Raw genomic sequence first — 22,305 nt, forward strand, 5'->3', positions numbered from 1 at the left:
GGTATTCTGTACTTGAATCCGTACTTTATTACCTCGCTTGCGCTACATTGACATCTCTTTTAAGAACTTATTCGGCTACAAACCTCGCGGCGGCCTTTTTATTTCGTTAAACTTTAAAACTAACTCCGAAAGTCTTTATCGTCTTTCCTCATTCGTTTTTCGTTTATTTCAATCTTTTTTATCCCTTCCCGACATCCGCCGTTCCGGTTTTGTTTCCCCTTCGTTTTCGCTTGGGAGTGCAAAGGTAGGAATCTTTTCTAAACTTCCAAATAAAATAATTTTTTATTTTTTAGCCTCTCTTTTCTCCCTAATCCCGCTTTTCAATCCTTTTCCGCTCCTTCCGAACCGGGTTGCAAAGGTAACATCTTTTCCCCTTTCAAACAAGAAATATTTTAAAATAATTCTAAAACCCTTTCCTCAACTTTCCAACCTTTTCCCTTCCTCCGAAGCGGGTTGCAAAAGTAGAAAAAAATCCATTCCACACCAAACAATCTGTCGTATTTTACAACAACATTAACGTAAGTGTATGATTTACACTAAGAAAAAGTTATCGTTTAATTTGAATAAAGCGATGTCAATTTAAATTTTAAGTAATTTTTGGCTTGAACAGGAATGCCGGAGCCTGAATAATTATACTGAAAAAAGTAAAATAAACCAGACCCTAATACCCCCTGCCAACCCCAGGCAGGCGCCAAAGAACGAGGCGAGGATTTGAAATGGAGGGCGGGACTAACCCATAATAGCAGCACAAGCCCCTGCTTTCCCAATACCTAAACAGATGTTAAAAATTGTTAACTATATATATGTACTGAAATGCAATAAGTAGCTTAGCGGCCAATTGTTTTATATTGATGTTATCGTATTATTAATTATCTTTGCAGAATGTTTAAAGTTAAACACTTAATTATTTTAGTATTTGTTGCCGCTATTGGTATGGCGGGTTGTAAAAGCCGTTTTGAAAAGCTGAGGGCCAGTAATGATGTGGCTAAGAAATATAAAGAAGGGATCAGGCTATATAACAGCAGGAATTTCAGTAAAGCATTGATACTTTTTGAAGATTTATCTCAGAAATATCGTGGACGTGAACAAGCAGAGGGCCTGAACTTCTATTATGCAAATACTTTATATAAGTTACAGGATTATACAACTGCAAGGTACCAGTTTAAAAGTTTTGCAGATACTTATCCTGCGAGTAAGGATGCTGAAGAGGCACGTTACATGGCGGCCTATTGCTATTATTTAGAATCGCCTGTTTTTTCCCTTGACCAAGAAAATACCTATAAAGCTATAGATGCTTTGCAATTGTTCATTAACTTATACCCTACAAGCGAACGCGCGACTGCAGCGGCGAAATATATAGCTATATTAAGAGGCAAGCTTGAGGATAAGGTTTTTGAAAACGCAAAAATGTATTTAACCACAGGTCCGAGTAATGCAGATAACTATCGTGCAGCGGTTATTGCATTAAAAAATGCGCAAAGGGATTATCCTGATATTAAATATGCTGAAGAAATGGATTTTCTGATGATTAAGTCTCAGTATATGTATGCTAAAAACAGTATCCCGGTTCGCCAGGAAGACCGTTATAACGAGGCTACAGACTTATATAACGAGTTTACCGAAAAATATCCTAAAAGTATTTTTATAAATGATGCTAAACAACTTAAAACTGATATTGACGCAGGGATAGCATTAAATAAACAAGAAATGGCTATTTTTGCAGCCGACCAGGCAAAGTATATGGAAATGCTGAAGAGAACCGGCAAGATAAAAGATACGACCAAAGTTAATAACACCACAGATATTAAAAACAAGTAACACATGAATACGAACAAACCTGCAGTACCAAATACTACGGTTACCAGAAATGTACACGATTTAGATAAAACAACAGATAACTTATATGAGTCGCTGGTTGTTATTGCTAAAAGAGCGAATCAGATTTCTAATAATATGAAAGAAGAATTGCATGGTAAATTAGCAGAATTTGCATCCAGCAATGATAATTTAGAAGAAATTTTCGAAAATCGTGAGCAAATTGAAATCAGCAAGCACTACGAGCGCATGCCTAAGCCTGTTTTGGTAGCAATTGATGAATTTTTGAATGAGAAAATTTACCACAGAAATCCAGCAAAAGAACAAAAGTAATTAGCGAAGAGCAAAGAGCATGGCGCTATCCTAAGCATATCAATGCTCTAAGTCCTATGCCCTAAACTCCATGCTAAACAATAAAAATATAATCCTTGGCGTTTGCGGCAGCATCGCAGCATATAAGTCGGCTTTTTTAGTTCGGCTTCTGGTTAAAGCCGGTGCAAACGTTAAGGTTATTCTTACCCCCGATGGTGCTAATTTCATTACACCACTTACCCTTGCCACGCTTTCTAAAAATCCGGTTTATACACAATATTTCGAAGAGGAAACCGGCGTATGGAGCAACCACGTTGAACTGGGCCTTTGGGCAGATTTAATCATCATCGCACCAATTAGCGCTAATACATTAGCAAAACTCGCTACCGGAATATGCGATAATCTTTTAACTGCTGTTTATCTTTCTGCTAAATGCCCTGTATATGTTGCCCCGGCAATGGATTTGGACATGTGGAAACATGAAAGTACGCAGTTTAATATCGATAGAATTAAAAGCTTCGGAAATATTGTTATTCCTCCGGGAAATGGTGAATTAGCCAGTGGTTTATCTGGCGAAGGCCGAATGGCTGAGCCTGAAGAAATTATTTTATTCCTGGAAAATTCAGTTAAAAAATCGATGCCTTTATTTGGCAAAAAAGTGATGGTTACGGCGGGTCCCACTTACGAAGCTATAGATCCTGTTCGCTTTATTGGCAATCATTCATCAGGTAAGATGGGTTTCGCCCTAGCTGATGAACTCGCCAAACTTGGCGCCGATGTAACGCTGATTGCCGGGCCGACCGAGCAGAAATCAAGCGAAAATCTAAAAAGGATTAATGTTGTAAGTGCCCAGGATATGTTTGATGCCTGTACCGAAATTTTTGATGTTACAGACATCACGGTTATGTGTGCTGCCGTTGCAGATTATAAACCCAAGGTAGTTGCTGGTCAAAAAATAAAGAAACAAGAAAGTACCCTGATTTTAGAATTAGAAAAAACAACTGATATTTTAGCATCATTAGGAAGAAATAAAAAAGCAAATCAAATTTTAGTTGGTTTTGCTTTAGAAACCAATGATGAAGAAAATTATGCCAAAAGTAAACTGGAAAAGAAAAACCTGGATTTGGTTGTTCTAAATTCCTTGAATGATAAAGGTGCAGGTTTTAAATCGGATACAAATAAAATCACTATTTTTAACCGTGCATCAGAGAAAATGGTTTTTGGTATGAAATCAAAAACTGAAGTTGCAAAAGATATTTGTAAAGCCATTTTAAATATAATAGAATGATAAAAAGGATCGTTTGCTTGCTTTTTTTAATTGGCTTTGGTAAACTACAGGCCCAGGAACTTAATACGAGGGTACAGTTATTAGCACCACAGGTATCAAACATCAGTAAGCCGACTTTAGATGCTTTGCAAAAAACAATCCGCGATTTTTTAAACAACAATAAGTTTACCAACGAAACGTATAAACCTCAGGAACGAATAGACTGCAATTTCGTTATCACCATTAACTCCTGGGATGGCGGTTCGGGCTATACGGCAGAAGCGCAGATTCAAAGTAGCAGGCCGGTGTTCAACAGCAATTACAACAGTACGCTGCTAAACATGAGTGATAAAAACTTCGACTTCACTTTTAATGATGGTGCTGTTATTGATTTTTCTGATCAGAATTACATTTCCAATATCAGCGCACTCCTTACCTATTATGCCTATACCATCATTGGTTTGGATAAAGATAGCTTTAGTAAAATGGGCGGAACACCTTATTTTAAGAAAGCTCAAACCATTATCAATTTAGCCCAGGCGTCCGGCAATACAGGCTGGAAAGCGGCAGATGGACTTCGTAATCGTTTTTGGTTTAATGAAAATGCTTTGAATCCAATATTCGGGGAATTACGCAATTTTATCTACAATTATCACTTTAGTGGTTTAGATCAGTTGACGGATAATGATAAAGGTTTAATGCCAATTGTTAATGCTTTATCAGACTTACAGAAAATGGATAAACAAAAACTGGGTTCCATTTTCCCGAATGTCTACTTCGCTGCTAAGGCAGAAGAAATTACAAATGTTCTTTCTAAATTAAATACCCAGGAGCGTTTGAAGGCATATAATATGCTATCTGAAATTGATCCCGCAAACATTGGTAAGTACGAAGGCTTGAAGAAAAATTAATTCTTTTGGTTAATTGTTAAAATTATTAATTGTTAAATCGGTTAATCTTGCTATTCTACTGTTCAAATACCCCCTATTAAATTTAAGGTTCCATGCAACAATTTGCATATTCTATGGTCTTGATCACAAATAATTAATCTTATTTTACGGTTAAGTATTAACCAATTCCAACAGTTAAACATTCTTAACAGTAAAAATTTGTTAAAATATTTTGATAATACGAATATCTTCGTACATTTGAATACGAAATAATTCGTACAACTGTAACATATGAGCAATAACAACATCAAACCAACTGAAGGTGAAATGGAAATCTTACAAGTACTCTGGCAGAAAGGCCTTTGTACGGTACGTGAAGTTCATGAAGCTTTAGATAAAAAAGATTCGGGTTATACCACTACCCTGAAGATGATGCAGATTATGCATGAGAAAGGTATGGTAGAAAGAGACACCAATCAAAAAACACATATTTATAAGGCGCTTGTAAACCAGGATAAAACGGAGAAGCAATTGGTTAATAAAATGATTGACAATGTATTTAATGGTTCGGCTGCGAGATTGGTTATGCAGGCATTAGGAAACCATACCGCAAGTGCAGATGAGATAGAGGAGATAAAAAAGTATTTAGAAAAATTAGAAAAAGACAACTAATATGGAAACTTTACTACAACAATTTATCAAAGCCTTTGGCTGGAGCATTGTGAATTCCTTATGGCAAAGTGCTTTAATTTATGGTGTTTTATTTATCATTCTAATCGGCTTGCCAAAGCTGGCGGCCAGGTTTAAGCATAACCTTGCTTTCGGATCTATCGTTCTAATGTTTGCCTGTTTTGGCTATAACTTTATCAGTCATTTATTAAAAAATGTGCCTGACAAAACAAATGTCGCCAACGCCGCTAATTTCGAGGCTTACCAGTATTTCAGCAATGTTCCACAAAGTTTAAGCAATAAAGTCGAACAGTACTTCCCCCTTGTTGTTACCTTCTATCTTATCGGTATAGCACTTCAGTTATTTGTTATTGCTAAAGGCTATAATCAGCTTTCAAAACTTAAGAAAAACAGTTTGAGCAGCATCCCGGAAAGCTGGAAACTGATTTTTGAAAACGTTACTGCAAACTTAAAAATCAGTAAGACAATTAAATTTCACTTATCTGAAATTGTAAATGTTCCTCTGGTAATTGGTTATTTAAAACCGGTTGTATTATTTCCATTGGCCCTGGTTAATCAATTGGATAACGACCAGGTTGAAGCCATTCTTATCCATGAACTTTCGCACATCAGAAGACATGATTTTCTGTTGAACCTGATTAAAACGGCTATTGAAACCTTGCTGTTCTATAATCCATTTGTTTGGATGGCAGGCAAATTTATCCATATTGAGCGCGAACATGCATGTGATGATTTGGTGCTTAAAGTTACCGGAAAACCGCTCAATTATGCGCATGCTTTATTGAAATTAGAATTATTAAAAGATAAAACCAGTCCGGCCTATGCCCTGGCTGCAACCGGAAAAACCCAAAACCTGTATCAACGCATAAAAAGAATAACCAATATGAAAACGAATTATTTAAATGCCAAACAACAAATGGCAGCCTTAACATTAGGCGTTGCCTGTTTGTGCTCTATTGCATGGATTAATCCTGCTGAAAAGAAAAAAGAAGAAAAGAAAGTTTTGCAGCAACATATTTTGCAGTTCAAAACAATAGCAGGCAAAAGTCCGGTTGTTTATATGGACACCACCAAAAAACGTAAAGTCAAAATTGTAACTATTGATGCTAACGGCAAAAAAACGGAATACAATTCTATTAAAGAAATGCCGGATAGCTTGAGAAAAGATTTCTATCGTGACGAACTTCTCGGCGGTCGCAATGCGTTTATTTTAAAATCTGATTCGGCTTTTAATTTTAAATTCAGAGATTCGGCATTTCAAACAAAAATATACCGCGAATTCATTTCTCCGGAGGCACAGTTGAAATGGAAAAAGTTCGGAGAAGATGTAGCCAAAGAATATTCATCGCCAGAGGCACAGGCCAAGTGGAAAAAATTTGGTGACGATATTGCCAAAGAATACAATTCACCCGAAGCACAAGCCAAATGGAAAAAATTAAGTGAAAATTTAGCGAAAGAATACAATTCTCCTGAAGCACAGGCAAAATGGAAAAAGTTTGGAGAAGACCTGGCTAAAGAATTTGACTCGCCTGAAGCACAGGCAAAATGGAAAAAAATGGGTGAAGACATGGCGGCAAAAATGAATACGCCAGAATTCAGAGCACATGTTCTTGAACTCAAGTCAAAAGCTTATAAAGATATTGATGATTCAAAATTAGTGTTGAAAAGATTTAAATTAGACAGTTTATCGGCAGGCAGCCGCTATAAAATGGCTGGACCCGACGGCAGTGTGTTTTACTTTGATAACAATGGCAACAAAAGCAAAGTAAGAAACTCGGAAGAATATAAAAAACTAAAAGAGAAATTTGATAAGGAAGTTAGGGCGTTGGAACAGAAAATGGAGAAAAAAGAAAAACCTGAAAGAAAAGAAAAATCAGATCAATAACAACCAAACAAATAAAGCAAAACGGCGAAGATATTTCTTCGCCGTTTTGCTTTTGTAGCTTTCTTAAAATAACTTTTTAGTATTTTTGCTTAAGCTATGCTACAAAAACTTTCAATACGCAATTACGCATTAATTGACAGCCTCGACATCGAATTTGATAAAGGCTTAAATATTATTACCGGCGAAACCGGTGCAGGTAAATCCATTATTCTGGGTGCACTTTCGTTGATTTTAGGTCAGCGGGCGGAGAGTAAATATTTTTTTAATCAGGATAAAAAATGTGTTATCGAAGGTACCTTTTTATTGGCTGATGAAAATTTAAGGATACTTTTTGAAGAAAGCGATTTAGATTTCTTCAATGAAAATACTTTACGCCGGGAGATTTCTATTGACGGAAAATCCCGCTCATTTATAAATGATACGCCTGTTAACCTGTCGCTTTTGAAGCAAATAGGCGAAAAGCTGATTGATATTCATTCGCAACATGCCACTCAGGAAATTAACGACGCCGATTTCCAATTGTTAATTGTCGATTCACTTTCTAATCACAAAGCACTTTTATCAGCTTACAGAGTCGGTTTCAAAAAACTAAAAACAGATACGGCACGGTTGAAAAAATTAATCACCGATGCAGATGAAGCCCGAAGCAAGCAAGATTATGAACAATTTTTATTCAATGAATTAGAGCAAGTTAATTTAAAAGACGGCGAACAGGAAGAATTAGAATCAGAACTTGAAAAACTAACGCATGCTGAAACCATAAAGCGGGCCTTATTAACGGCTTCCGGATTGTTAACAGAAAGCGAACCATCTGCTGTGCAATTGCTAAAGGAAGCACAAATACAATTACAAAGCATCGAAAAATTTGATCCGTCAATAAATGTTTTATTTGAAAGGCTTCGTTCCTCAATAATTGAAATTAAAGATATTGCTGCTGAAACTTCAACCATTGAAGAAAATACATTACACAGCGCAGAACGGCTGGAAATTGTAAATCAGAGATTAGATTTATTTTATTCTTTGCAGCAGAAACACCGCGTGGCAAATAACACGGAATTGATAGCTGTTAAAGAACAACTGGAAAGTAATTTAAATCAATTGTTAACATCAGATGAAAATATTGAGAAGCTTCAAAAAGAAACCAAACAATTAGCGCAAGAACTTACAAAACAAGCCCAACAACTTAGTTCCGACAGAAAAAAAGCGATAAAATTGGTCGAGGAACAAACGGCTCAAACGTTAAAGCAAGTTGGTATGCCAAATGCAAAATTGGTTTTAACACAAAACTTAATACCTGATTTAAATAAAGATGGACTTGATGAAATCAATTTACTTTTCACGGCAAATGCCGGACAAGCGCCTGCACCAGTAAACAAAGTAGCATCTGGTGGCGAGCTTTCGAGATTGATGTTAGCCATTAAAGCTTTACTTGCAAAACACACCTCACTACCAACAATAATTTTTGATGAAATTGATACCGGTATTTCTGGTGAAACAGCATTAAAAGTTGGAGAAGTCATTTCTGACCTGGGGCATGATATGCAGGTATTGTCAATTACCCATTTACCGCAAATAGCTGCTAAGGGTAATTCTCATTATTTTGTGTATAAAAACGAAGATGGCGGAAAAACGACAACAGGCATCCGTAAATTAAAACAGGAAGAAAGAATTACGGCAATTGCAGAAATGTTAAGTGGTAAAAATCCAGGTGCATCTGCTATCGAAAATGCCAGAGAACTTCTAACTTAGTTATGGAATATATATTTTTCTGCATCTTAATTGCATGAAGAAATACCTTTTGTTTTATTTATTATTGCATATCGCTCAAAGCATAAGCGCCCAAAAAGTTGCCGACACAATTACATCTTTAGTTGATACCATTAATATTTATGGGAAAATTATCGATGAGGATGAAAATCCTGTTCCAAATACGTTGATAATATCTCATACTTTAGACGAAAATTATTATTTCAAACGCACCAAATCTGATAAAAATGGAGAATTTAAACTATCAGGCATTAACCCTGTCGATAAACTCTTATTTTTATCAGAAAGTGGTAAAGCCGAATTTGAAAATTCTCAAAGCAGGTATTTATTAGTCAAACTTGAAAAACTTCGGCTTAGGGAAATACGTGGATCCGCCATCCAGGCAAAACGTCTATCTGAAAGAAAAAGAATTGAAATTAAACAAATTTCACGTCAATCTGGCTTTGATGAAGAAAATTATGAAATTAATGATGCCTACCCCGGAGGCTTAAATAAACTTTACCAGCTACTTAAAAGTAAATTAGTTTATCCGGCAAATGCTATAAGCGCAAATATTGAAGGTGTGGTTAATGTCCGGTTTACAGTTTTACAGAAAATGGTAAATTAAAAAACTTCACAATCGTAAAAGACATTGGCTATGGTTGTGCAAAACAAGTAATTAATATATTAAAAAGTGTAAAGATGTGGTATCCAAGGGCTATTAGCGGAATACCAATTCAATCATCGATATCTCTTACAGTTTCCATTTAAATTAATTGAATAATTTACCATTATTTCAAATATTTTATAAACTAAATAATTAGTTTATATTTGTTTTAATGAAAAAATTTATTCCCTTTTGTGCGTTTTTGTTTTTTTGCACCCTTTCTTTTGCGCAGCAAAGTTTTATCCTTTCTGGTGTTGTAAAAGATAAAAATGGTGAAACATTGCCGGGTGCAGGTATTTATGTTAGTGGTTATAAAATCGCTACAGTTGCAGATAATAACGGCAAATACAGTTTAAGCTTAAAACCCGGAAACTATGATATTCTAGTTCAATTAATCGGTTATAAGGCTTTAAATCAAAATATTATCATCAGCGATAAGGGTTTGATTTCGAATTTCATCTTGGAACAAGATTCCTTTCAATTAAATGAGGTTACGATTAAACCTGATCCGAATCGGGAAGGTTACGTCAGAATGTTTACTGATTTCTTCATTGGCACTACACCTAATGCTACGCAATGTAAAATTATAAATCCGAATGTACTAATTATCGATTATAGCGATGAAGATGCGAAGTTAACTGTAAAAACAAATCAGTTTCTGATTATAGAAAATAAAGCGCTGGGATATCGTATAAAATATCAGCTTAATAATTTTGAGTTCGATAATAAAACCCGTATTATTTATTACGAAGGTTATCCATATTATGAAGATTTAAAAGGAAGTAAAGGACAAGTAAAACGTTGGGCAGCCAAACGTGAAATTGCCTATCATGGCTCGCCGCAACATTTTTTTAATAGCCTCTATTTTGGCAAATCAAAAGCAGAAGGTTTCATCATAAACAAATTAATTAAGCAAGTTGATAGAACCCGACCAACAGATAGTTTAATTAATGCAAAACTAAAGCAGTTTCGAGGCTTAAATCAGGGCTCTTCAGAGAAATTAACGTTATCCATTGGCAAAAATGATTCTTTGAATTATTGGTTAAAGCAACGAAATAAAGCAAAAGAAATTTCTATTTTAAGCAGAAAAGAAGTTTTACCCGATACTTTGGTAAAAAAATATAATGAAAGCATTAAGAGCATAAATTTTACAGATGCTTTATATATAATTTATACCAAAGAAAAGGAGGCAGCCAGTTATGCCAATCAAATTGGCCTTTCTGTTTCACGACCTTTGGATATGCCCGATTACCAAATCTCAATCGTTAATTTATTGGTTGCGCCGGTTTATTTTTATGAAAACGGCGGAACTTATAATCCTCGTTCCATGCTTTACCAGGGTTATTGGAGTTGGGAAAAAATAGCTGATAGTGTTCCGCTGGATTACCTACCGGCAACAGTGAAGAAATAATCTGAGTTTATTAAATGTTAAAATTGTTAAAATCTATCCTACAATTTAATATTTATTATTCCATTTGGTTACATTCGCTCTCATGATTAAAAGCATTATTCTGTCTTTATTGTTCCTTTTTTCAGGCTTCAATGTTTTTAGTCAGAATACTTTTTCTATTACCGGGAAAGTTAGGGATAATCAGGGTGGATTACCAGGTGCAGGTGTTTATTTAAGTGGTTATAAAATCGCAACGGTTGCCGATAACAATGGAAATTTCAGCTTACCGAATCTTAAACCAGGGAGTTACGATTTACTTGTTCAAATGGTTGGTTACCTACCCTTTTCAAAAAGTGTAATTATCTCTGATAAATCTGTTCAGGTTGATTTAGTGCTGAAGGAAAATACAGTTCAACTTAATGAGGTTACCATCAGGGCCGATCCGAACAGAGCAAAATACATTAAGCAGTTTACAGAATATTTTATTGGTATTACACCCAATTCCAAACAATGTAAAATATTAAATCCACAGGTATTAAACGTTGACTTTGACGTTACAAAAAGCTTGTTAACGGTTAAAACGACAGAATTTTTAGTTGTCGAAAACAAAGCCCTTGGCTACAGATTAAAGTATATGCTCGATTATTTTGAATACAATAGCCGAACACATATTATTTATTTTTCCGGGCATCCATTTTTTGAAGAACTAAAAGCCTCTGCAGCGAAAAAGAAAAAATACATTGAAGCGAGAGAAATCGCCTATTATGGTTCATCGCAACATTTTTTCAGGTCGCTTTACGAAAACAAAAGTAAGGAAGAAGGATTTTTAATTAATAAAATCATCAAAACACCAAATCCGAACCGGTATCCTGAAGAAGTTATCAATGAAAATTTAACCAGAATAAAAACTGTTCCCGAAAAAACCGGCATAAGAAAAGTTGCAGGCAAAATTGATGTCGATCTTTTGGAATTCTGGACCAAGCAAAAAGAAATGCCAAGGTTTATCGATAAATTCAGCAGGGCCGACGTAAATCCAGATACGCTTGTTCATGATTACAATGAGAACCTGAAATGGATAAATTACACGGACGCACTTTGTGTACAATACACGAAAGAAAAAGAATCCTTAGCTTATTCCAACACCGGTTTTTGGGTTTTCCGTCCATTGGATGTTCCTGAAAACGAAATCTCTGTAGTAAATCATACCTCTTCCTATCCGGTTCGTTTCTACGCCAACGGAGGTATTTACGATTCGCGTTCCATGCTTTACGAAGGGTATTGGGCTTATGAAAAAGTTGGCGACATGGTTCCAATGGATTATATCCCGTTGGCCAGAAAGTAAATCTTTAAACAACTTATGCACATCAATTAAAATTACTAAAAATATTAGTAATTTTAACCTATGATTAAGGAGGATGAAAATGAATATTTTAAAGGAAGAGGCGCTCAGTTTAATCCACATAATAAGTTTTTAAAAGGCAGTTATGTAAAAGCGCATCATGAAGGCATTGATGATTGGGCGGAAAGTGATCATAAAACAACCTTTCTATTCGAAAATTCAAAAACCGTCGTTAACAAAGTTGATAGTCCTGATGTTGGTATGGCCTATTCGCTTAACCCCTATCAGGGTTGCGAACATGGCTGTACATATTGTTACGCACGCAATGCTCATGAGTATTGGGGATACAGTGCCGGATTGGATTTCGAGCGGAAAATTATCGTAAAAAAAGACGCCCCCGCTCTATTTAAAAAGTTTTTAGAAAAAAAAGGCTGGGACGCGACAACAATTTCACTTTCCGGAAATACAGATTGCTACCAGCCTGCAGAAAGAAAATTTAAACTAACCCGACAAATCCTGGAAATTGCTTTGGCGTACAGGCAACCTATCGGGATGATTACTAAAAATTCATTAATTCTCAGAGACATTGATATTCTACAGGAAATGGCAAAGCTGAATTTAGTTATGGTCTATTCATCGATAAACAGTTTAAATAATAAGTTGCGTTTAGCCATGGAACCCAGAACGGCTACGGCAAATCAGCGTTTAAAAGTTGTAGAGGCGCTGAGCAAAGCCGGAATACCAACGGGTGTAATGGTCGCCCCGCTTGTACCTGGTTTAAGTGATCATGAAATTCCCGCGGTTTTAAAGGCGGTCGCAAATGCGGGTGCAATAAGGGCTGGTTATACTATCGTTCGTTTAAACGGCGCTATTGGTCAAATTTTTGAAGATTGGTTGCGCAAGAATTTTCCGGATAGGTTTGATAAAGTATGGCACATGATACAAAGTTGTCATGGAGGAAATGTGAATGACAGCAGATTTGGTGATCGCATGCGTGGCGATGGCCATATTGCACAAATGATTAGAGATAACTTTAAACTTCACTGCCGGTTAAATGGTTTGAATACGAAAGAAATCTTTTTGGATCATACCTTATTCAAAGTTCCGGGCGCTCAGATAAGTTTATTTTAACTATAATTTTTAATTTAGCAATTATGTCAAATAGGAATATTGCTTACGTTACTTATTACGATAAAGGTGCTTACGATTCAACTACAGTTGAAAGTGAGGATGACCGGTTACTTGATTTTTTAAAAGCAAAGGGCTTAATAATTGAGAAAGTTATCTGGAATGATCCGTTGGTTAACTGGGAAGACTATCCACTGGCGATATTAAAATCACCCTGGGATTATTTTGATTTGATTGCAGATTTTAACCAATGGCTTGACCATTTGCAGCAAAAAAATGTGAAGCTTCTTAATCCTGTTGATATTGTACGATGGAATACCGACAAACATTATCTGCAAGAAATTGAGGCTGCCGGCTTAAAGGTTACGCAAAGTGTTTTCATCAACAAAAATGATAAGATTATACTTAACGATTTCTTTAAAATGTTTAATACGGATAAACTCATCGTAAAACCATGCGTGAGCGGCGGAGCTAAAAACACTTTTAAAGTTACGGCAGAGAATGTTGCAGAAGTAAATCAACAATTAAATTTGCTTGTTGAAGCTGAAGATTTTATTATACAGCCATTTTTACCTGAGGTATTAGAAAGTGGTGAGTGGTCTTTCATTTTCTTTAACGGTTCTTACAGCCATTCGTTGATTAAGCAGGCAAAACCGGGAGATTTTAGAGTTCAGCCGGCTCATGGCGGATCTGTTCATCCGCAAAAACCAGGTGAAGAGTTAATTGCAAACGCACAGCGATATGTAACTTTATTTGCTAAAGATTGCCTTTACGCAAGGGTTGACGGAACTTTTGTTAAAGGCGAATTCTTATTGATGGAACTCGAACTCATCGAGCCATTTTTGTTTCTCAATACAGATGCTGAAAATTACGAAAGGTATTACCAGGCATTAATGGAACTAATTTAATTCATATATAGCCATCACGATGCAAATTATTCCCTGACAAACATTGAAGCTGAATGGTTAGCCACAGATTCACAGATTATATTTGCTTTTCGGTAGGTGTGACACCAACCGATAGTTAAATGACAATAACATTTTTATCTTAATAACCTTAAATTCCAAATGGTTTAAGCGTAATAGATTGCTTCTGATTAAGGCATTAAATAATAGTCCAACTCTTCTGAATAATTGTAGGTAGACACCAACCGGCCAGTAAATTAATGGTTAGCCACAGATTATATTTGTTTAAATCTGAGGAAAAAATTGGCAAAAATAGTCTTAACGAATAAGTAAGAATAATCAGCATGACTACAGTTAAAACCCACTCGTTAAGAAGAAAATCTACAGTTTCGCTCCAAACTCCTGAGTCCAGTATTTACCATCTTTTGCAGCGCCCATTTCTTTATAATTTGCACTCATGATGTTTTTACAATGGCCTTCGCTGTTGATCCATGCATCAAAAACCACTTGTTCTGTTGGTTGGCCCGCAGCAATATTTTCACCATAAGCCATCCATTTATATCCGGCTGCAGTTATACGTTCGCCGGCTCCTCGCCCATCGAGTGAAGTATGACTGAAATAATTATTAGCATTCATATCTTTACTATGTGCTAAAGCTGCCGCAGCCAAATTATTATTCCAGGTTAAGGCATTTACCGGAGGCATAGCGGTAGTACCGCAGTTACAGCCTGAAGTTCTTTTTTCGTTTACCAGTTTAAGTAATAAATCATTATTTAAACCAGTTGAAACAGCAAGTTTGGTTGATGCAGAACCTGTTTCAGTTTCTACTAAGGGATCGGTATTTTTCTTGCACGATGCAAAGAAAGTAAATATGCAAATGCACAAAAAAAGAGTTTTCTTCATTAATAGGGATTGACGCGCAAAAATACAGATAAATTTTAAAAAATATTAGCTGCCCGAGTATGATTTTTTTACAGGAAAAATTGTCTGCCTGAGGTCGGCAGGTTCTCTATTACGCACACTACCTTTCGTTTCGTAAAAACGAATTGGCGATTTAGTTAGATAATTATTCGCTTTAAGATTCCCGCCTGCGCGGGAAAGGCAGCATTTGAGGGTATTTTTTTTTGTTAAAAGAAAAAGGCCTCCGGATTTAATCCTGAGGCCTTGCATATAATTAATTTGAGGAATCTTCTTCTTTGGGCGCTTCCTTCTTTTTTTCGCCTTTTTTATGAATAATTGAAATCAACTCTGTTTTTTTATCGTAATCAATTTCTAAAACATCGCCTTCAGTTAATTCACCTTTCAGGATTTCTTCAGCAATCGGGTCTTCAAGATATTTCTGAATTGCCCTTTTCAAAGGACGTGCACCAAAATTACTATCAAATCCTTTATCTGCAATGTATTCTTTGGCATTTTCTGTTAAAATGATGTCGTAACCTAAAGTATGAACCCGACCGAATAAAGCTTTTAATTCAATATCGATAATTCGGAAAATTTCATCTTTACCTAAGCTGTTGAATACAACCACATCATCAACACGGTTTAAAAACTCTGGTGCAAAAGCACGTTTTAAAGCACTTTCAATTACACCACGACTGTGAGAATCTGCCTGATTTGTTTTTGCTGCAGTAGAGAAACCAACACCCTGACCAAAATCTTTCAACTGGCGGGCACCAATGTTTGAAGTCATAATGATGATCGTATTTCTAAAATCAACTTTGCGACCTAAACTATCTGTTAACTGACCTTCATCTAAAACCTGCAATAAAATATTAAATACATCAGGATGTGCTTTTTCAATCTCATCCAATAAAATTACCGCATAAGGTTTTCTTCTAACTTTTTCAGTTAATTGTCCACCCTCTTCATAGCCCACATATCCCGGAGGCGCACCCACTAAACGTGATACAGCAAATTTCTCCATGTATTCACTCATATCAATCTGAATTAGTGAATCATCACTATCAAACATGAAACGGGCCAATTCTTTTGCCAATTCTGTTTTACCAACGCCTGTCGGACCTAAGAAAATAAATGAACCGATTGGTTTTTTAGGATCTTTTAATCCTGCTCTTGTACGTTGAATGGCTTTGGTTAACTTCTTAATTGCATCGTCCTGACCGATAATTTTCTCGGCCACTTTATCGTACATATTCAAAAGCTTTTGGCTATCGGTTTGACCGACACGTTGTACCGGAATACCGGTCATCATGGCCACAACTTCAGCTACATTATCTTCTGATACCTCATAGCGTTTAGTTTTGGTTTCGGCTTCCCACTCTGCTTTAGCTTTATCTAACTCTTCAATTAAATTTTTCTCGGTATCGCGAAGTTTGGCCGCCTCTTCGTATTTCTGACTACGAACAACTTTGTTTTTTTCTAACTTAATGTCTTCGATTTTTGCTTCGATATCGATAATCGTTTGAGGAACATGAATATTCGTTAAGTGAACCCTCGAACCGGCTTCATCTAAAGCATCAATCGCTTTATCAGGCAAGAAACGATCGGAAATGTAACGGGATGTTAAAGTTACACATGCTAAAATTGCTTCATCTGTATAAGTTACACCATGATGCTCTTCGTATTTATCTTTAATTCTGGTTAAAATTTCAACAGTTTCATCAGGTGTAGCCGGTTCAACCATCACTTTTTGAAAGCGACGATCTAAGGCACCATCTTTTTCAATGTACTGACGATATTCATCAAGCGTGGTTGCACCAATACATTGAATTTCGCCTCTGGCTAATGCAGGTTTAAACATATTTGAAGCGTCGAGCGAACCCGATGCACCACCAGCGCCAACGATAGTATGAATCTCATCAATAAATAAAATTACATCGGTAGATTTTTCAAGCTCGTTCATTACGGCTTTCATACGTTCTTCAAACTGGCCACGATATTTTGTACCGGCTACAAGTGATGCTAAATCTAAAGTAACAACACGTTTGCCAAAAAGCACACGCGACACTTTACGTTGAACAATGCGTAAGGCTAAACCTTCAGCAATTGCCGATTTACCAACACCTGGCTCGCCAATTAAAATCGGGTTGTTCTTTTTCCGACGGGATAAAATCTGCGAAACACGCTCAATTTCTTTCTCACGACCAACAATCGGATCTAAACGACCTTCTTCTGCGGCCTTGGTTAAATCACGGCCGAAGTTATCCAAAACCGGCGTTTTAGATTTTATATCAGAAACCTTTTTAGGTGTACTAAAGCTTTCTTCTTCACGATAATCATCATCGCCTCCTGTTGATGCGCTGTTTGAAACATCGTCTCTGAAACCATTTTTATTCACTTCAACTTCCTGTTTAAAAACATCGTAAGTAACACCATACTGCAATAAGATTTGCGAGGCGATGTTATCATCATCTCTCAAAACAGATAGCAATAAATGTTCAGTGCCAATTAAATCGCTTTTAAATATCTTAGCTTCTAAGTAAGTAATTTTTAAAACTTTTTCTGCCTGTTTAGTTAATGGTATATTCCCTAAGTTAACTGTAACACTCGAAGTACCGCGAACGGCATCTTCAATTGAGCGGCGCAATTTACCGGTATCAACCCCTAACGATCGTAAAATTTTTATAGCCATTCCATCGCCTTCGCGAATCAGGCCTAATAATAAATGTTCGGTTCCAATGTAATCATGCCCTAAACGCAGCGCTTCCTCCCTACTAAAAGAGATTACATCTTTAACCTGTGGTGAAAATTTTGCTTCCATAATACCTTTCTTAACAGCTCGCCCCTAAACTATAAAATAAATTATAAAAAGCGACGCTACTGTTTTCTTTATTTTATCAACAATTGCGCCATATAGGTGGATAAAGGGCCAATTACATATCCATCAACTCAAAAATTACTATGCGATTATCTATTTGATAAATAATAAATATCTTATATCTATCTACGTAATAACTGTTTTATAGGTTTTAAAAAGACTTTTACGAAGAACAGCTCTTTTTAATTCCATTTTGTCGGATTATTGTAAGTATTTATTTAAAACCTTTAACTGACAATTTGTTTCTTCTTGATTAAGCAATTTACATGTTTTGACAGAAAAATAAAAGGAACCTGACATGATTTAACATTATTATTAGATAAATATATACCAAGGGTAACCGCCGTTAAATCCCTATACGGATTTAACCGCCATAAAGTTGTTTTTGTTTTGGAATAGTAATGACCGTGAAATCAATTTTTATCATTTCCTTTTAAACTGTTTCTTATATCCGCAGAAAGGGTTAAACTAATTGTCCGTCTGCGGTAACCTGCGAAATCTGCGGGAGATAAAAATAATATGCCACAAGAAACACTATTCCTAAAAAATCTATTGCCGCAAAATTTCCGTAAGTGAATCAAACTGAAAAAACTAAACATTTAGCATGGCATCTCATTACCAAAGATTCCTTATTGTAACCATCCTGCTCATCGCCTTTACAGGTCGAATTGGAATTTATGCTATGCCTGTACATCAAAAGTTTATAAAAGATATTCTTAGTGAACATTCAGGTAAAAAAACGGAGAAAACTGAACAATCAGATAAAGAAGAGCCTTTGGAGGAAAAGGTTAAACTTGCCGACTTAATCGCACCGGAGCTAATAAATATTAATTTTTTGTATACCCCTGAGTTAAAAAACAATTTTTTCTCAGAAAGTTTTATACTCACCCATTGCCATCTGCCAATTCCTGAGCAACCGCCGAAAAATCAGCTGTCATAGCTAAACTTAAAATTTTTCTTCTATTAAACTTAATTAAATCATGATAAAAATTAAAAACTTTATCATAATAGCATTATTTGCTATTATGGCACCTATTCTATTTTCGGCCTGTAAAAAAGACAGGGGTTATTCAGAAACTTTAACACCCGGACCTGACGTAAATTTTTACGCATTAACTTCAGATAGTAAATTGTTGTTAATTAATGCAAAAAATCCATCATCTGCTATTTCAACAGTAACCATAACAGGACTGCAGACCAGCGAGAGTATTCTGGGAATCGATTTTCGTCCTGCAACCGGACAGCTTTATGGTATTGGCAGCACCAGTCGTTTATATGTAATCGACCCTAAAACCGGCGCCGCCAGATCAATTTCTACGGCACCTTTTACACCCGTTCTAAGCGGAACATCAGTAGGATTCGATTTTAATCCGACTGTCGACAGAATTCGTTTGGTAACCAACACCGGACAAAATTTACGTCTTAATCCGGAAACTGGTACCGTGGCCGCTACAGATGGCGCTATCAATGGTATAACAAATGCCAAAGTATCGTCGGTTGCTTATACGCAAAACAAGGCCGGCGCAGCCACAACTATATTATATGATATTGATGCCGCGACTGATAAACTTTATAAACAAGATCCGCCTAACGACGGAAAACTGGTAGAGGTTGGAAGTTTAGGTTTAGATATTGATGAAGTTGGCGGATTCGACATTAATCCTGATGGAACTGCTGCACTGGCAGCCTTAACAAGCGGAGGTGTTTCTGCTTTGTTTATCCTTGATGTAAATTCCGGTAAGGCATCAAAAATCGGCAATTTAGGCTTGCAAATTACGGGTCTTGCGATTCCTACAGAAGCAGTTGCATACGCTGTATCTAATAATAATGAATTGTTGATTTTTAATCCGGCGTCGGCTAACCCGGCACCAATTGCTAAAACCATTACCGGTATACAAACAGGTGAAAGTATATTAGGTATTGATATGCGTCCGTTAAACGGTCAGCTTTTTGCATTGGGAAGCACGAGCAGAATTTATACCATAAATGCGTCTTCGGGCGCGGCTGTCGCGGTTGGTGCTACTCCGCTATCGACACTAATTTCGGGTACATCCGTAGGTTTCGATTTCAACCCAACGGTAGATAGAATCCGGATTGTAACCAATACAGGCCAGAATCTCAGGATAAATCCTGCTGATGGTATGTTAACCGTTGATGGTGCTGTAACTTTAACCACTGCCTCTATTTCGGGAGCGGCTTATACAAATAATTTTGCCGGTGCTACAACAACAATCCTTTACGATATTGATGCTATGGGCGACCGTTTATACAAACAAGATCCGCCTAACAACGGCACTTTAGTTGATGTTGGGGCATTAGGCGTTAATGTTGAAGCGAATAATGGTTTCGATATTGGCGGCACAAGCGGCCTGGCTTATGGAATTTTTACCGTAAGTGGAACACAAAAATTATATAGTATTAATTTAACAACAGGCGCAGCAACTGCAGGCGCAACTATAGCAACACCTGTTAGGGGTTTTACTTTAGGTTTAGGTTTTTAGCAATTAGTAAGATCGGCTGTAACTTAAGTGCTTTTCGCATCTTATTATTAGTGTAAATAACCCCATAAATACTTTGATTTCAATAAAAAACGGCAGTTTTTAAATAGAAAATTGCCGTTTTTTATCCAGTCTTATCAGATGATTCTTTATTTTAATAACTCAACTATTTTTTTTGGAATGTCTGAATTTTGCAGAAATCCAGAAAAATTCTGTGAACCCGGACCGTAACTGAACAAGGGTACCGGGAGACCAGTATGATCAATTGTTGTGAAAGTACCTGTTACGGAACCCGTTTTGTAGTTACCGTCAAAAAGAATCAGTCCGCCTGTTTCATGATCGGAAGTAACTAAAACTAAAGTTTCGCCATTTTCATCCGCAAATTTCATTGCTTTTCCAATTACTTTATCAAAACTGAGGTACTCATCTATACATTGTTTAATGCGATTTGCATGACCGCCAGCATCAATTTTAGCACCTTCCATCATCAGGAAAAAACCTTTATCGTTATTTGACGACAAAAAATTTATGCTCTTATCGAAGGCCTGCTCAATCAATCTGAAATTTTTATCCGGCTGATCCTGATCAAAACACAATACTTTTTTATTTTCAAAAGAAGAAGGCAAGTTAGCCAAGCCGTTATAAATCCCAAATCCTGATGCTTTTACTTGATTCAGAATACGATCTTGTTCTTTTCCAAAAGCTTCATGATAGCCACCGATTATCAGTGAAGCAGCACTTCTTTGAAGGTCGGAAGAAATGCTGTCACTCTGATCGCGATCGGTTCTGTGTGCAAAAAATGAAGAGGGTGTTGCACCCGTTACTTTATCATTGCTTACTATTCCGGAGCGAATGCCTTTTGCTGAAAGTATTTCAGGAAGATTTGCTGATTTCTTTCCGGTACTATCCATTCCGATAAAACGATTATTTGTTTTTTCTCCGGTAGCCATTGCTGTCGCTCCGGCAGCCGAATCGGTGTTGTAATCATCTGCAGGAGCCGTATTTGAGAAACCAATGTGTTTAAAGTTCGTTGCATTCAGGTAACCTCCATTAGCTGTTGCCGCTGCCCAGAACTGCGCAAATCCGGCACCATCACTAATTAAAAGAATAACATTTTTTGGTTTTTTATTCGGAACATCACTTTTATAAGTAGGCCGATAAGGTATGTATTTAGCATTGGCCAGATAAGTATTGTTTTCATAATCATTCAGAAATTTAGCCAGTTCAGCAGGCGAATCGGTATTGATAAAATCGACACCCAATTTCATGAATGCAATCCAACAGGTTTTAGTATCCGGATTGCCCCAGAAACGAACTTGCCTGCCAACAGAATGAATCGAATCAACAAATTTTTTAACCTTAGAAAAGTCTTGATGTGTCATTCTGCCTAAACCATTCCAATTAGAAAATTCCTGAAATGAAGCACTGTAGAAAGCGATTCTTTTCATCTGTTCAGCAGTGTAACGAACACTTTTCCGACCATCAAAATGGAATATATCATCATAAGCAGTAAATTTTTCCGGTGCCGGAATATTTCCGCTAATGACCAGATTTACCGCATTTGGGTTAGCCTTTAAATCGAAATATTTTCTAACCGGTTTTAGTTTCTCTTCCAAACGCTTCATTGCAGGTTCCCCTGAGGTTTTAAGATCGATTAACAGCTGCAATTTCCCGCCATCCGGATAAACTTTTTCACCACCATTTAACTTAATTTGATTTAAAATAGGTTCGATATATAAACTTTCTAAAGTTTTCCGTTTATCGATATCCTCTTTGTCATGTGCCACATAAAACTCATTATCTACTAAAAACACATCAACCTCTATTGAAGCAAACCGATTTGCATAAGCCGTGTAAAAAGGCTGCGATTGCTGGTAGTCATTATGCGAATGTGTATTCTTATTTACCTGGTATGTCTGCGCATAAAGTAAAGAAGAGCAACATATTAAACTAATTGAGGTTAGCCATGTTTTTAATTTTCTGATCATATTTTTA

General features: G+C 36.4%; 17 protein-coding genes. 14 read left to right on the plus strand and 3 right to left on the minus strand.

All coding sequences use genetic code 11. From position 1 onward, the window contains the following. Nucleotides 1-882 precede the first annotated feature (882 nt). From O0931_RS14345 to O0931_RS14400, 12 genes are all read left to right on the plus strand, one after another. The gene (locus O0931_RS14345) at nt 883-1,818 is read left to right on the plus strand and encodes an outer membrane protein assembly factor BamD (protein WP_269416275.1); all 936 of its coding nucleotides are present in this window, start codon (nt 883-885) and stop codon (nt 1,816-1,818) included. Nucleotides 1,819-1,821: 3 nt separating this feature from the next. After that, a complete protein-coding gene (locus tag O0931_RS14350) occupies nt 1,822-2,148 on the plus strand; it encodes a DNA-directed RNA polymerase subunit omega (protein ID WP_056094546.1) in 327 nt (108 codons plus the stop codon). A gap of 70 nt (nt 2,149-2,218) precedes the next feature. Then, nucleotides 2,219-3,415, plus strand: coding sequence for a bifunctional phosphopantothenoylcysteine decarboxylase/phosphopantothenate--cysteine ligase CoaBC (coaBC, locus tag O0931_RS14355; RefSeq protein ID WP_269416276.1), 1,197 nt, complete (start codon nt 2,219-2,221; stop codon nt 3,413-3,415). Then, on the plus strand, nt 3,412-4,305 hold the full coding sequence (gene porD / locus O0931_RS14360) for a type IX secretion system protein PorD (RefSeq protein WP_269416277.1): 894 nt from the start codon (nt 3,412-3,414) through the stop codon (nt 4,303-4,305). Before coaBC ends, porD begins: the two co-directional genes overlap by 4 nt. A 270-nt stretch (nt 4,306-4,575) precedes the next feature. Beyond that, nucleotides 4,576-4,956, plus strand: a complete 381-nt coding sequence (locus O0931_RS14365) for a BlaI/MecI/CopY family transcriptional regulator (RefSeq protein ID WP_269416278.1) — start codon at nt 4,576-4,578, stop codon at nt 4,954-4,956. 1 nt (nt 4,957) lies between these two features. Further along, nucleotides 4,958-6,859, plus strand: a complete 1,902-nt coding sequence (locus O0931_RS14370) for a M56 family metallopeptidase (RefSeq protein WP_269416279.1) — start codon at nt 4,958-4,960, stop codon at nt 6,857-6,859. Nucleotides 6,860-6,955: 96 nt separating this feature from the next. Next, nucleotides 6,956-8,608, plus strand: a complete 1,653-nt coding sequence (gene recN / locus O0931_RS14375; RefSeq protein WP_269416280.1) for a DNA repair protein RecN — start codon at nt 6,956-6,958, stop codon at nt 8,606-8,608. 34 nt (nt 8,609-8,642) lie between these two features. Beyond that, nucleotides 8,643-9,233 (plus strand): hypothetical protein, encoded by a 591-nt coding sequence (locus O0931_RS14380; protein ID WP_269416281.1) that lies wholly within the window; start codon nt 8,643-8,645, stop codon nt 9,231-9,233. Between the two features lie 211 nt (nt 9,234-9,444). After that, entirely contained in the window at nt 9,445-10,683 is a 1,239-nt protein-coding gene (locus O0931_RS14385) for a carboxypeptidase-like regulatory domain-containing protein (RefSeq protein WP_269416282.1), read from the plus strand. Between the two features lie 82 nt (nt 10,684-10,765). Next, the gene (locus tag O0931_RS14390; RefSeq protein WP_269416283.1) at nt 10,766-12,004 is read left to right on the plus strand and encodes a carboxypeptidase-like regulatory domain-containing protein; all 1,239 of its coding nucleotides are present in this window, start codon (nt 10,766-10,768) and stop codon (nt 12,002-12,004) included. 60 nt (nt 12,005-12,064) lie between these two features. Further along, nucleotides 12,065-13,132: a PA0069 family radical SAM protein gene (locus O0931_RS14395; RefSeq protein ID WP_269416284.1), complete on the plus strand. Its 1,068-nt coding sequence runs from the start codon at nt 12,065-12,067 to the stop codon at nt 13,130-13,132. A gap of 23 nt (nt 13,133-13,155) precedes the next feature. Then, nucleotides 13,156-14,037, plus strand: coding sequence for an ATP-grasp domain-containing protein (locus tag O0931_RS14400; protein WP_269416285.1), 882 nt, complete (start codon nt 13,156-13,158; stop codon nt 14,035-14,037). A gap of 378 nt (nt 14,038-14,415) precedes the next feature. On the opposite strand, the gene O0931_RS14405 is transcribed toward O0931_RS14400, so the two are convergent. Then, the gene (locus tag O0931_RS14405; protein ID WP_269416286.1) at nt 14,416-14,937 is read right to left on the minus strand and encodes a CAP domain-containing protein; all 522 of its coding nucleotides are present in this window, start codon (nt 14,935-14,937) and stop codon (nt 14,416-14,418) included. Nucleotides 14,938-15,208: 271 nt separating this feature from the next. After that, the gene (locus O0931_RS14410; RefSeq protein WP_269416287.1) at nt 15,209-17,755 is read right to left on the minus strand and encodes an ATP-dependent Clp protease ATP-binding subunit; all 2,547 of its coding nucleotides are present in this window, start codon (nt 17,753-17,755) and stop codon (nt 15,209-15,211) included. A 661-nt stretch (nt 17,756-18,416) separates the two neighbouring features. Here O0931_RS14410 and O0931_RS14415 point away from each other — a divergent pair. Further along, complete coding sequence (locus O0931_RS14415) at nt 18,417-18,752, plus strand: hypothetical protein (protein ID WP_269416288.1); 336 nt, start codon at nt 18,417-18,419, stop codon at nt 18,750-18,752. A gap of 40 nt (nt 18,753-18,792) precedes the next feature. Beyond that, nucleotides 18,793-20,313 (plus strand): DUF4394 domain-containing protein, encoded by a 1,521-nt coding sequence (locus tag O0931_RS14420; RefSeq protein WP_269416289.1) that lies wholly within the window; start codon nt 18,793-18,795, stop codon nt 20,311-20,313. Nucleotides 20,314-20,459: 146 nt separating this feature from the next. Here O0931_RS14420 and O0931_RS14425 read toward each other — a convergent pair whose 3' ends face one another. Continuing rightward, nucleotides 20,460-22,298 carry an alkaline phosphatase gene (locus tag O0931_RS14425; RefSeq protein WP_269416290.1) on the minus strand — a complete coding sequence of 613 codons (1,839 nt, stop codon included), beginning with the start codon at nt 22,296-22,298 and terminating at the stop codon, nt 20,460-20,462. Nucleotides 22,299-22,305: the final 7 nt, after the last annotated feature.

It is taken from the genome of Pedobacter rhodius (assembly GCF_027213645.1).
Classification (GTDB): domain Bacteria; phylum Bacteroidota; class Bacteroidia; order Sphingobacteriales; family Sphingobacteriaceae; genus Pedobacter; species Pedobacter rhodius.